Below are 13,047 nucleotides of genomic sequence, written 5' to 3'. Positions count from 1 at the left end.
CATGCGTGGTCCCCACAACATCATCCGCCTGATCCGTACAGGCGCAACGCTTGAGCGCACCGGTGCCATGAACGTGGTCCTCGACGCGTTCGAGGCGCCAAGGGCTATCCGGTTTCTTGCCCACGCTCTAGGCAAACCGTTTTGGTGGCTGGGGTACAAGGGCGACCCGGAAATGCCGCCTGCAACACGTGCACTCACCGCTTTGGGCCCGGCCTACATCAAGTTTGGTCAGGTGCTTTCGACGCGCCCGGATGTAGTAGGCGATGAACTGGCTGTGCAACTTCGTGTTTTGCAGGACAAGCTGCCGCCGTTCTCGAAAGCCGTGGCTTTGGCCGAAGTGGAAAAGGAACTGGGGCAGCCTGTTGCCGAGATATTCTGCGATTTCAGTGAACCCATTGCAGCCGCGTCCATTGCTCAGGTCCACAAAGCCAAACTTGTTAGCACGGGCGAGGATGTCGCCGTCAAAGTTCTGCGCCCAGGGATTGAGCGCGCATTTCGCAAGGACGTGGACGCGTTTTATTTCGCCGCTCGCATAGTCGATTTGTTTGCGCCCGGTGCTCGCCGATTGCGTCCGATGGAGGTCATTGAACATTTCGATGGCGTTGTACGGGGTGAACTGGATCTGCGTCTGGAAAGCGCTGCTGCCTCGGAATATGCGGCCAACACAAAAGACGACAAAGGGTTCTGGCTGCCGCCTATATTGTGGTCACTGTCGGCACGGCGCGTGATGACACTCAGCTGGGCCGACGGTGTTCCATTGGGTGAAAATGACGCACTGGACGCCGCTGGCCACGATCGCCGCGATCTGGCTGAACGTGTGCTGCGCCTGTTCCTTCTTCACGCCCTGCGCGACGGCTATTTCCACGCCGATATGCATCAGGGCAACCTCAAGGTCGCCGCCAACGGTGATATCATCGCTTATGATTACGGTATCATGGGCCATATCGACGAATACACGCGCCGGGTCTACGCCGAGATTCTGTTCGGTTTCATCCGCCGCGACTACAAGCGCGTAGCCGAAGTGCATTTCGAAGCCGGTTACGTTCCTGCACACCAGGACGTCGATGAATTCGCCCGCGCCCTGCGTGCGGTTGGTGAGCCCATCTTCGGTATGGATGCCTCGCATATTTCGATGGGCCGTTTGCTAAGCTATCTGTTCGAAGTGACAGAGCGTTTTGGCATGGAAACCCGAACCGAGCTGATCCTTCTACAGCGCACGATGGTCGTGGTTGAAGGCGTTGCCCGGTCACTGGACGACCACATCAATATCTGGGAAGTTGCCCGCCCCGTGGTCGAAGATTACATCAAACAATCCATCGGCCCGCGCGCCGCGCTTCGTGACTTTGCCAAAACCGCTATGGTTCTGGCACGCTTTGGTCCGCGCCTGCCGACATTGGTCGAAAACGCGTTGATTGCACAGACGCACAAAGAAGAACCGGAAAACTCGGGTCTGTTGCCAAAAATCCTACCCGCCGCTCTCGGTGCGGTTGCCGGCGCAGCCATAGTTCTGTTGATCACTACACTCGGCTGATTGTGATCCGCAGGTTCATCTGGCTAAAAATATCCTCGGGGGGAATCGCGCCTTGCGCGATGGGGGGCAGACAGCCCCCCTTTGCCCAGACCCGGATCAGAGCCGCTCGATGGCAATGGCGATCCCCTGACCGCCACCAATACACATGGTGATCAACCCTTTTGATCCGCCTGTGCGCTCCAGCTCATAAAGCGTCTTCATGGTAATGATGGCGCCCGTCGCACCGACAGGATGCCCCAGCGCAATCGCACCTCCATTCGGGTTCACCTTCGCTGCATTCAACCCAAGCTCCTGGTTGACGGCCAGCGCCTGCGCGGCAAATGCTTCGTTGCTTTCGATCACATCAAAGTCTTCCACTGACAAACCCGTCCTCCTGAGCAGGTTTTGCACAGCCGGTACCGGGCCAATACCCATGACTTCGGGGCGCACGCCAGCATGTGCATATCCGATCACGCGCGCTTTTGGCTTCAACCCGGCCTTTTCCGCCGCGTCTGCCGTTGCCAGCACCATCGCCGCCGCACCGTCGTTGATGCCCGAGGCATTGCCCGCCGTCACACGCCCATCTTTCTTGAACACTGGTCGCAACCCGGCCAGCGCATCGGCTGTCGTCGCTTTGGGATGCTCATCAACTTTGAAATCCACCATGTCGCGCTTGACCTTCACCTGAACGGGCACGATCTGGCTTTCGAAATATCCGGCTTCAATTGCGGCTGCCGCGCGGGTCTGGCTGGTCAGGGCGAAGTCGTCCATCTGTTCACGGCTGATCTGGTGTTCATCGGCAACGTTCTCGGCCGTCACACCCATGTGCCCTGTGCCAAAGGGGCAGTTCAACGCACCCAGCATCATGTCCAGCGAAGTGACATCACCCATTTTCGCGCCCCAGCGTGCCTGTGGAACAATGTAAGGGCTGCGCGACATGCTTTCTGCGCCACCTGCCACAGCGAAATCGGCATCGCCAAGCATCAAGGACTGCATCGCCGACACTATCGCCTGTGCGCCCGAGCCACACAGACGGTTTACATTCATCGCAGGGGTGCCATTCGGAATCCCAGCCTGCATCGCGGCAACACGCGACAGGTACATGTCCCGAGGCTCGGTATTGATGACGTGGCCAAATACAACATGCCCGATTTGCGCACCTTCTACCCCTGACCGTTCTAAGGCCGCTTCGGTGACCACCGTCGCCAGATCAATGGGTGCGGTTGACGCAAGTGCGCCACCGAAAGTTCCAATCGCGGTGCGCGCACCATCCAGCAATACGATGTCTGTCATGTCTTTCTCCTCTTGGAATCGTCGTCAGTATGCACATGCAGCATGATCCTGTCCTATAGGACGTGCCGTCACGGATGGAATTGACAAGCCGGGTCCCAACACGCATGGATTCCGTCATGACGGAGAATACAGACGATATCCTGAACCTTTTGCCTGCTCGCCTGAAAGAAGCACGCCGGGCCAAAGGACTGTCGCTGGAAGCAGTCGCAAACCTGAGCGGCGTATCCAGATCCATGGTAAGCCAGATCGAACGCGGTGAAAGCAGCCCGACGATCTCGACCCTCTGGAACCTGACCCGTGCATTACAGGTGGATTTTGCCGGTCTTCTGGAAGGATCAAAAGCCAGTGATCAGATCGAGGTGCTGCGCGCGTCCGAAGTGCCCAGCATCGACAATATGGGGCAGAACTGCCGCATTCGCATCCTGTCCCCACCGGAAGAGGCCGGTGGTCATGAGGTTTATGATATCGAGTTCGACAAAGGCGGGGCCTTGAACAGCCAGCCGCATGCGCGCGGCGCGCGTGAGCAGCTGACCGTGCTGGAAGGCGCCGTCAAAATTAAATCGGGCAGTGCCGTGTCGGATCTGAGCCAAGGGGACACCGCCCGCTATGCCGCGGATATCGTGCATTCCATCTCAGCCAAAGAACCAGCGCGGGTGTTTTTGATCGTAAAGAACGCCTGACGTCAGCAAATTTCCGCCTTCACGGAAAATTCTCCTGTATATTGAAATTCCCCTATTTGGGAAATTCATCCGCTATGTTAGATGTGCGACTCAGTTGAACGGAGGTCGCCATGGCAGATGCATTCCTGTCCCACATCACGGACACACTCGCACAGATCGAATCCGAGGGGCTGTATAAACGCGAACGAATGATCACCTCGCCTCAGGGCGGTGAGATTACGGTGGGCGGCAAACGGGTGATCAACCTGTGCGCCAACAACTATCTGGGTCTTGCGGATCACCCCGCGCTGATCGAGGCCGCAACAAATGCGATGGGTCCGAAAGGATTCGGCATGGCCTCGGTCCGGTTCATTTGCGGAACGCAGGATATTCACCGTGAACTGGAACAGCGGTTGGCGATATTCCTGAACAAGGATGATGCGATCCTGTTCGCGGCCTGTTTTGATGCCAATGGCGGGTTGTTCGAACCGTTGCTGGGGCCTGAAGATGCCATCATTTCGGACAGTCTGAACCACGCCTCTATCATTGACGGGGTGCGGCTGTGCAAGGCCAAGCGCTATCGCTATCTGAACAATGACATGAACGACCTGGAAGCGTGGCTGAAGCAGGCGCGCGAGGATGGCGCGCGTCATATCATGATCGCAACCGATGGCGTGTTCTCGATGGATGGCTATTTGGCCAACTTGCCGAAAATTCGCGAACTGGCTGATAAATACGATGCCATCGTCATGGTCGATGATTGCCATGCAACCGGCTTCATGGGCCCGCGCGGCGCCGGAACACCGGATCACTTTGGTGTTGATGTCGACATTCTGACAGGAACTTTGGGCAAGGCACTTGGGGGGGCAATCGGCGGCTACATCGCCGGGCCGCAGCCAGTGATCGACCTGCTGCGGCAGCGGGCGCGGCCCTATCTGTTCTCGAACTCGCTGCCGCCATCCATCGTCGCCGCAGGGCTTGAGGCGATCCGCCTGGTCGAAGAAGGCGACATTCTACGCGCGCAGTTATTCGGAAACGCAAAGTACTGGCGTGCCGGTCTGGAAAAGCTTGGCTTTGACCTTTTGCCCGGTGAACATCCGATCATCCCTGTCATGCTGGGCGATGCAACGCTGGCACAAGAGATGGCCGCCAAGCTGTTTGACGAGGGCGTGTATGTCTCGGGCTTCTTCTTTCCTGTTGTTCCCCGCGGGCAGGCGCGGATCAGAACGCAGATGAACGCCGCCCTTACGCGGGACGAACTGGACCGCGCGCTGGCGGCCTTTGGCAAGGTCGGCAAGGAACTGGGGGTGATCTGATGCGACCCAACACGATGAAAGCGCTGGAAAAGTCGAAACCTGAAGAAGGGTTGTGGATGGTACAGGCCCCGGTCCCTGAAATCGGGCCTGATGAAGTACTGATCAAGATCAACAAGACCGGAATTTGCGGTACCGACATTCACATCTGGAACTGGGATGAGTGGGCCTCTCACACCGTTCCGGTTCCGATGATCACTGGTCATGAGTTCGCCGGGGAAATCGTCGAGATTGGGCGCAACGTCACTGGCCTGGACGTTGGGCAGCGCTGTTCCGGCGAAGGGCATCTGATCGGCACTGAAAGCCGTCAAAGCCGCGCAGGCAAATTTCACCTCGACCCCGGTACGCGCGGGATCGGGGTGAATGAACAGGGCGCGTTTGCGCAATACCTGAAATTGCCTGCCTTCAACGTTGTTCCCCTGCCGGACGATATCCCGGATGAGATCGGGGCAATCCTTGATCCGCTGGGCAATGCTGTACACACCGCGCTCAGCTTTGACCTTCTGGGCGAGGACGTCCTGATCACCGGCGCAGGACCCATCGGCATCATGGCCGCCGCCGTTGCCCGCCATGCAGGCGCCCGCAATGTTGTGATTACAGACATTAACGCCGAACGGTTGAAACTGGCGGAACATGTGGTGCCGTCGGTGCGGACCGTTGATGTTTCCAAACAAGATTTGCACGATGTCATCGCACAGCTTGGAATGAAAGAAGGCTTTGATGTGGGGCTTGAAATGTCCGGCTCACAAGCCGCGCTTGACCAGATGGTCGAGGCGCTTGTGATGGGTGGGAAAATCGCCCTGCTGGGGATACCGCCGGGGAAATCTCCGGTCGACTGGTCGCGTATCGTTTTCAAGGCGATCACAATCAAGGGTGTCTATGGTCGCGAGATGTTCGAGACCTGGTACAAGATGATCGCCATGCTGCAAAACGGTTTGGATGTGTCCCGCGTGATCACGCATCGCTTTGAGGTTGATGATTTTGCGGATGGATTTGCCGCGATGAAATCCGGCCTCTCTGGCAAGGTTGTCCTTGACTGGACCTAACCCGCTGGAAAGTTACGAACTCAACGCCTAGACAGGTGCAAGGATCGCACAAGGGAGGCATGAGATGGGCGAGAACAAAGACGATCGTCTATTGCAAAGAGGTGTCGAAGACACTCTGGTCACTGATTTCGCCGAGACACATCGCAAAAGCTATGGAGATTTTCTGCAACTCAAAACACTGCTGAATCTGCAAAAAACTTTTCAGGACCCCGCGCAGCCTGACGAGATGCTGTTCATTATCATCCATCAAGTCAGCGAACTGTGGCTGAAACTGATGCACCACCAACTGGTCGAGGTGCGCCGTTTTCTGCAACAGGACGAGTTTGGCCCAGCCATGAAAAACCTCGACCGCATCAAGGCCATTCAACGGCAGTTGATTGCGGCTTGGGAAACCCTGCTGACCATGACACCTGCCGACTATATGACTTTCCGGCAGGCTCTCGGCAACTCGTCAGGGTTTCAGAGCTACGGCTACCGGCAGATTGAGTTCATTCTTGGCAATAAGGATGCCTCAACACTGAAGGTCCATGCGCATGACCCAGAGGTGATGGAGATGCTGAATGCCGCACTGACCAAACCGTCACTTTATGACGAAGTGTTGCACATGTTGGCCCGCCAAGGATTCGATGTGCCCAAAGATCTGGTTGAACGCGACTACGCCCAACCCTATTCCGGCGATTCGCGCGTGGTAAAAATCTGGGTCGAGGTATTCCGCAACACTGAAAAATACTGGGACCTTTATGCTTTGGCCGAAAAACTGATGGATGTGGAAAGCCTGTTTCAACGCTGGCGCTTTGATCATGCCACCGCAGTTGAGCGCGTGATCGGGATGCAACCCGGCACTGGTGGCTCAAGCGGCGTGGCCTTTTTGCGAAAGGCGCTAGAGCTGCGGTTTTTCCACGACCTTTACGACGTGCGCACCGAATTGATGTACAGCGGGCAGACCTAAGACATGTTGTATCGAGGATTTTCGCAATCCGAGCTGGAGCGGGAGTATTCCCCCAGCACAATGATCGGTGGCGACCTGAGCCCTTATCTTGCCAGTTATGAAGCACTGAGCGCTCAGGCGCGGGCCGACTTTCCGGTACGGGAAAATCTGGCTTATGGTGATAGCCCCGTACAAGTTCTGGATTTCTTTCCCGCTCGCGATGACAAGGCACCTCTGCACGTCTTCATTCACGGCGGGTACTGGCAGGCGCTCAGCCAGAATGAATCGTCTCTGATGGCACCGGGTCTGGTAGAACACGGGCAAGCTTTTGCGACTGTGAACTATACGCTGGCACCCGATGTCCGGATTGGTGGCATGATCGATGAATGCCGTGACGCGTTGCTTTGGCTGGCGGCCCAGGCGGAGGAGCTGGGATTCGATCCGTCGCGGATCACCCTGTCAGGTCACAGTGCAGGCGCGCATCTGGCGGCGATGGTGATGGCAACCTCATCAGATGCCCTTGCCAAAGCGGGGCTTCGGGTGCGGGATGTGATTTTGATCAGCGGTATATACGACCTGGAACCGATCAGCCTGATGTCGGTGAACGATCCGCTGCAACTGACGCCGGTCGAGGTCAACGATCTGTCACCCATCCGCAATCTGCCCCGGCCCGGTCCTCGATACCATGTTTCGGTAGCCGAACGGGATACAGGTGAGTTCATTCGCCAAAGCCGCGACTATGCTGAAAGGCTGCGAAAGGCCGGACACTCTGTCAGCTTTATGCTCGCGCAAGGAATGCATCATTTCGATATCATCATGCATTCAGATGCGTTTCTGCCCCAGACAAAATAAGCGCTTCGGTAAAAGAAAACAGCGGCCTAAGGGGGCCGCTGTTTTTCGTTTTCATCCTTTGCCGGGCTAGTCCAGCGTGCGGGTGACTTCTTCGCGCTCGAAGATTTCGATCACGTCGCCTGCACGGATATCGTCGTAGTTTTCGAACGCCATACCGCATTCCTGACCCGACTGAACCTCGGCCACTTCGTCCTTGAAACGCTTCAGCGTCTTCAGCGTGCCTTCGTGAATCACCACGTTGTCGCGCAGCAAGCGGACACCGGCAGAACGACGCGCCACGCCTTCGGTGACCAGACAGCCAGCAACCTTGCCAACGCCAGTAACCTTGAAGACTTCGCGAATCTCGGCGTAGCCAATGAACTTCTCGCGAATTTCGGCGCTCAACAGGCCGGATGCGGCTGCTTTTACGTCGTCTACGAGGTCATAAATCACCGAGTAATAGCGAATCTCGACGCCCTTCTGGTTTGCGGTATTCCGTGCTGAGGCATTGGCCCGCACGTTGAAGCCAAAGATTGGAGCGCCCGACGCTTCAGCCAGACCGACATCCGTTTCAGTAATGGCACCAACACCCGAATGCAGAACGCGCACGCGTACTTCTTCGTTGCCGATCTTCTCCATTGCCTGAACGATGGCTTCCGCCGAACCCTGAACGTCTGCTTTCATCAGAATGGGCAACTCGGTGACGTTTTCGTCTTCCTTTGCCTTCTGCATCAACTGTTCAAGGGTCGTTGCGGCACCAGCGGCAGCGCGTTTGTCCTTGGCGGCCTGTTCACGGTAGGCGGCGATTTCACGGGCTTGTGCTTCGGTCTCGGTCACGTTCAGAACATCGCCTGCTTCAGGCGTACCGTTCAGACCAAGAACCTCAACGGGAACCGACGGGCCAGCTTCCTTGACGCGCTCACCCTTGTCGTTGATCAGAGCACGGACCTTACCATACTGCTCACCCACGACAAAGATATCGCCCTGACGCAATGTACCGTTCTGAACCAGAACCGTAGCGACCGGGCCGCGGCCCACGTCCAGCTGTGCCTCGATCACGGCACCCTGGGCAGCGCGATCAGGGTTGGCTTTCAGTTCCAGAATCTCGGCCTGCAATGCGATGGCTTCCAGCAACTCGTCCAGACCTTGACCGGTGATGGCAGACACTTCTACGTCCTGAACCTCACCCGACATTTTCTCGACGATCACTTCGTGTTGCAGCAGATCGGTGCGCACTTTGTCCGGATTTGCATCATGTTTGTCGATCTTGTTGATCGCCACGATCATCGGCACCTTGGCTGCCTTCGCGTGATTGATCGCCTCAATTGTCTGCGGCATGACCGCGTCATCGGCAGCGACGACCAGAACCACGATGTCGGTCACCTGGGCACCACGCGAGCGCATCGAGGTGAAGGCCGCGTGTCCGGGTGTATCCAGGAAGGTCAGCGTCGAGCCGCCATCGGTTTTCACCTGATAGGCGCCGATATGCTGGGTGATGCCACCGGCCTCACCAGCCACAACACGCGCATCGCGGATTGCATCCAGCAGCGATGTTTTCCCGTGGTCGACGTGACCCATGATGGTGATGACGGGCGGACGAGGCTTCAGATCGGCTTCGCTGTCTTCGACCTCTTTGATGACGTCCTCAACATCCGAATCAGAGACGCGGGTGACCTTATGGCCAAACTCTTCGATAATCAGCTCGGCAGTATCAGCGTCGATGGTCTGGTTCTGCGTGACCATCATGCCCATCTGCATAAGTGATTTGACCACGTCAGCCACGCGCTCGGCCATACGGTTGGCCAGTTCCGAGACCATGATCGCCTCAGGCAGTTGTACGTCGCGGATCACCTTTTCCCGCTCGACCGAACCGCCCATGGCTTTTTGACGGGCGCGTTCCTGCTTGCGCTTCATCGCTGCCATCGACCGCTGGCGGCTGCCTTCGTCACCGGTGGCCTGACCCAGTGTCAGCTTGCCCGAACGACGGTTGTCTTCACGACCCTTGCCACGACCGCGCTGTTCGCGTTCGCGATCCTGCTTGCGAGGTGCGGCAGCAGGCGCAGGTTTGCTGGCCGGGCTGCGTGCAGCTTTGGCTTCTTCAGGGGCCGGCGAAGCGGCAGCAGCAACAGCGGCACGCTTGGCTTCTTCTTCAGCCTCCACGCGCTTGCGCTCTTCATCTTCGGCTTTCTGACGCGCGCGCTCTTCCGCTTCACGCTGCTCGCGTTCTTTCGCTTCCTGTTCCGCGCGGCGGCGCACGCGCTCTTCTTCGCGTGCCTTTTCAGCGGCTTCGCGTTCAGCGGCCTCTTCGACCTCGCGGGCCTTGGCAGCCTGCAAAGCCTTCATACGGCGCGCCATTTCCGCGTCGGAAATACCTGCGGGACGACGCGACGGATCACCCGAAGGGGCGGCACCGCCACCCGGCTTTGCCGCGCCCGGCTTGGGGACCACCACGCGCTTGCGTTTGGTTTCCACCACGACATTCTTGGTGCGTCCGTGGCTGAAACTCTGTTTCACATTTCCGGGGCGTGCCCCGCCACGAAGACCCAATGTCTTTTTGCCGTCACTATCGCTCATAAAGCTTCTTACCCTTCCGCGCGGCCCTTGCCGCCGTCATCCGTTTCGCGCAAGCCACGCAGGCGCTGCGCTTCCTCTACAACACGTTTGGCGAGTCCGCCAGAGGCCAAGGCCGCATGAATCACCGTTTGGCGCCCAAATGCCTGCCCTAATTCGTCTGCCGTCAGCCAACCGATGTATTTTCCGAAGTGCGGCGTACTGAGCTTCGACTTGCCGCGCCCCGATCCATCAGTGGCCTGAATCAGCACCTGAGCCTCTTCCCGGTCCAGCCACGACTTGACCTTTTCATACCCGGCAACCGCGTCGCCGGACTTGCGCGCCAGACTGAGCAACTCAATCACACGGCGCGCGATCTGCTTTTCAACTTCTGTCGCGAGGTTCTGAGGCACAGTCACCTGTGCCTTGAACCCCCGCGCAAACAGTTTCTTACCAATGGCCTTGTCCAGCGCAGCACGATCCGCCGCCACATAAACGCCCCGTCCCGGCAACTTTGCCGCGACATCCGGAAAGACCTGACCGTCCGGGCCCGTCACAAAGCGGATCAAGCCATATTTAGGCTGAACCTCGCCTGTGGCGATGCACTTGCGTTCGGGTCCGTCAGACCGATCCTTATGGACGCCACCGCGACCCATACGCGCCACCCGAGACCTGAGATCAGGCCTCGACCTCCTCGTCTGCTGCGTCGCCGTCGATGTCTTCTTCCGCCTGCTCCAACTCGGCCGGATCAACCCAACCCAACAGGATACGCGCAGTCATGACCATGTCTTGTGCTTCTTCGAGCGTGACGCCAAAGGGCTCCAGCACGCCATCATCCTTGACGCGTTCACCGTCGACCGTGGTCCAGCCACCGGCCAGTTCCCAGTCTGCACAGGTTGCGAAATCTTCCAGCGTCTTCACATCGTCCTTGGCCAGCGCCTCTACCATCTGGGGGGTCAGGCCTTCGAATTCAATGAGGCTGTCCTCGGCACCCAGTGCGCGCGCCGCATCCAGAGCGGCTTTGGCCTGGGCTTCCAGGAACTCGCGCGCCCGGGTCTGAAGTTCCTGCGCAGTGCCTTCGTCGACGCCGTCAATGACCAGAAGTTCATCAATCTCGACATAGGCAACTTCTTCGAGGTTGGTGAAGCCTTCGGAAACCAGCAATTGCGCAAAGAACTCGTCCAGATCCAGACTGTCCATGAACAGTTTGGTACGAGATTCGAATTCCTTCTGACGACGCGCCGATTCTTCAGCTTCGGTCATGATGTCGATATCCAGCCCGGTCAGCTGGCTTGCCAGACGCACGTTCTGACCGCGACGACCGATTGCAAGAGACAACTGCTCTTCCGGAACGACAACCTCGATCTTGCCTGCTTCTTCGTCCAGAACAACCTTCGAAACCTCGGCAGGTTGCAGCGCGTTCACCAGGAAGGTCGGTTGGTCTTCGTTCCACGGGATGATGTCAATCTTCTCTCCCTGCAGTTCGTTCACAACGGCCTGCACGCGGCTGCCGCGCATACCAACGCAGGCGCCAACAGGGTCGATCGAGCCGTCATACGAGATCACGGCGATTTTGGCGCGTGAACCGGGGTCACGGGCCACGGCCTTGACCTCGATGATACCGTCATAGATTTCCGGCACTTCCATCTTAAACAGCTCGGCCATGAATTCTGGTGCGGTACGCGACAGGAAGATCTGGTGGCCACGCACTTCGCGGCGGACTTCCTTGATATACGCGCGCACACGATCATTCGGACGATAGCTTTCGCGACCGATCTTGTCATTGCGGCGCAGAACAGCCTCGGCACCGCCGAGATCGACGATAACATTGCCGAATTCCTCGCGCTTGACGGCACCGTTGATGATGGTGCCCGCACGATCCTTGAATTCTTCATACTGACGATCCCGCTCGGCTTCGCGGACCTTTTGCAGGATCACTTGCTTGGCCGACTGCGCCGCGATCCGACCCATTTCGACCGGCGGCACTTCTTCAACGAAAACGTCACCGACCTGCGGATCTTCCATGTACTGCTTGGCTTGTTCGACGGTGAACTCGGCCTGATAGTTCTCAAGCTCCTCATCCTCGACCACGGTGCGCACACGGGTGAAGGTCGCCTTGCCGGTCTTGCGGTCGATGGACACGCGGATGTCCATCTCGGCGCCGTAGCGACTCTTGGCGGCGCGGGCGAGCGATTCCTCCATCGCTTCGACAACCAGACCGGGGTCGATCATCTTTTCGCGGGCCACGGCCTCGGCAGTCTGCAGCAGCTCCAGCTGGTTGGCTGAGGTAATTGCCATCAGTTCGTCTCCTCTTCGGACCCTTCGGTCTCAATCTCGTCGAAAGCGTTTTCGTTCAGGGCACCGGCGTCCTTGCGCTGGCGCAGCATTTCCTTGATCAGGTCATCGGTCAGGACCAGCTTGGCATCACTCAGCCAGTCGAATTGCAGGCCGATGGTGATCGTCTCGGACCCTTCGGGGATATTGATCAGAACCTCTTCCCCTTCAATCCCGGCCAGTTCCCCTTTGAACCGGCGGCGGCCATCGATCAGTTCAGAAGTTTCGATCTTGGCCTCATACCCCTCGAAAGTCTCGAAATCCTTGAGGCGGGTCAGGGGGCGGTCGATACCGGGGCTGGACACCTCAAGCGTATAGGCGTCAAGGATCGGGTCCTCGACATCCAGGGTGGCGCTGACCGCATTCGAAATCTCGGCGCAGTCATCCACTTCGATGCCGCCTTCGGGTTTGTCAGCCATGATTTGCAGCGTGGTCTGCTTACCACTCATCAGCCGGACACGGACCAGCTCATACCCCAGATCTTCGATCACCGGGGTGATGATCTCGGCAAGTCGCCGGTCGATGGCAGCTTTGGCTATCAGGTCGTTTGTCATCAGGTTCTCTACCCTGTCAGTCGGGCACA

11 protein-coding genes are annotated in these 13,047 nt (G+C 58.0%); 6 read left to right on the top strand and 5 right to left on the bottom strand.

The annotated features are described in order from the left end of the window. The first annotated feature begins 1 nt into the window (after position 1). Complete coding sequence (ubiB, locus tag ACR0M3_RS11465) at positions 2–1,531, top strand: 2-polyprenylphenol 6-hydroxylase (RefSeq protein WP_480910800.1); 1,530 nt, start codon at positions 2–4, stop codon at positions 1,529–1,531. 96 nt (positions 1,532–1,627) lie between these two features. Here the strand turns inward: ubiB and ACR0M3_RS11460 are convergent, their stop codons facing one another. Beyond that, positions 1,628–2,803, bottom strand: coding sequence for an acetyl-CoA C-acyltransferase family protein (locus tag ACR0M3_RS11460; protein WP_480488107.1), 1,176 nt, complete (start codon positions 2,801–2,803; stop codon positions 1,628–1,630). Positions 2,804–2,919: 116 nt separating this feature from the next. Between ACR0M3_RS11460 and ACR0M3_RS11455 the strand changes: the two genes are divergently transcribed. The 5 genes from ACR0M3_RS11455 to ACR0M3_RS11435 all read left to right on the top strand — a co-directional run bounded on the left by ACR0M3_RS11455 (position 2,920) and on the right by ACR0M3_RS11435 (position 7,601). Further along, on the top strand, positions 2,920–3,483 hold the full coding sequence (locus tag ACR0M3_RS11455) for a helix-turn-helix domain-containing protein (protein WP_480539398.1): 564 nt from the start codon (positions 2,920–2,922) through the stop codon (positions 3,481–3,483). Between the two features lie 110 nt (positions 3,484–3,593). Next, the gene (locus ACR0M3_RS11450) at positions 3,594–4,778 is read left to right on the top strand and encodes a glycine C-acetyltransferase (RefSeq protein WP_480483939.1); all 1,185 of its coding nucleotides are present in this window, start codon (positions 3,594–3,596) and stop codon (positions 4,776–4,778) included. A gap of 14 nt (positions 4,779–4,792) precedes the next feature. Then, positions 4,793–5,821 (top strand): L-threonine 3-dehydrogenase, encoded by a 1,029-nt coding sequence (tdh, locus tag ACR0M3_RS11445; RefSeq protein ID WP_480870617.1) that lies wholly within the window; start codon positions 4,793–4,795, stop codon positions 5,819–5,821. Between the two features lie 64 nt (positions 5,822–5,885). Next, complete coding sequence (locus ACR0M3_RS11440; protein WP_480559414.1) at positions 5,886–6,770, top strand: tryptophan 2,3-dioxygenase; 885 nt, start codon at positions 5,886–5,888, stop codon at positions 6,768–6,770. A gap of 3 nt (positions 6,771–6,773) precedes the next feature. Then, positions 6,774–7,601: an alpha/beta hydrolase gene (locus ACR0M3_RS11435; protein ID WP_480910798.1), complete on the top strand. Its 828-nt coding sequence runs from the start codon at positions 6,774–6,776 to the stop codon at positions 7,599–7,601. A 66-nt stretch (positions 7,602–7,667) separates the two neighbouring features. Here the strand turns inward: ACR0M3_RS11435 and infB are convergent, their stop codons facing one another. The 4 genes from infB to rimP are packed head-to-tail and all read right to left on the bottom strand — an operon-like array spanning position 7,668 to position 13,018. After that, complete coding sequence (gene infB / locus ACR0M3_RS11430; protein WP_480488111.1) at positions 7,668–10,154, bottom strand: translation initiation factor IF-2; 2,487 nt, start codon at positions 10,152–10,154, stop codon at positions 7,668–7,670. A gap of 8 nt (positions 10,155–10,162) precedes the next feature. Beyond that, positions 10,163–10,786, bottom strand: a complete 624-nt coding sequence (locus ACR0M3_RS11425) for an RNA-binding protein (RefSeq protein ID WP_480488113.1) — start codon at positions 10,784–10,786, stop codon at positions 10,163–10,165. A gap of 22 nt (positions 10,787–10,808) precedes the next feature. Continuing rightward, complete coding sequence (gene nusA / locus ACR0M3_RS11420) at positions 10,809–12,428, bottom strand: transcription termination factor NusA (protein ID WP_480488115.1); 1,620 nt, start codon at positions 12,426–12,428, stop codon at positions 10,809–10,811. Then, positions 12,428–13,018, bottom strand: a complete 591-nt coding sequence (gene rimP / locus ACR0M3_RS11415) for a ribosome maturation factor RimP (RefSeq protein WP_267363111.1) — start codon at positions 13,016–13,018, stop codon at positions 12,428–12,430. Before rimP ends, nusA begins: the two co-directional genes overlap by 1 nt. Positions 13,019–13,047 lie beyond the last annotated feature (29 nt).

It is taken from the genome of Ruegeria sp. O5 (assembly GCF_056535105.1).
This window is presented reverse-complemented; position numbering and strand designations above follow the sequence as displayed.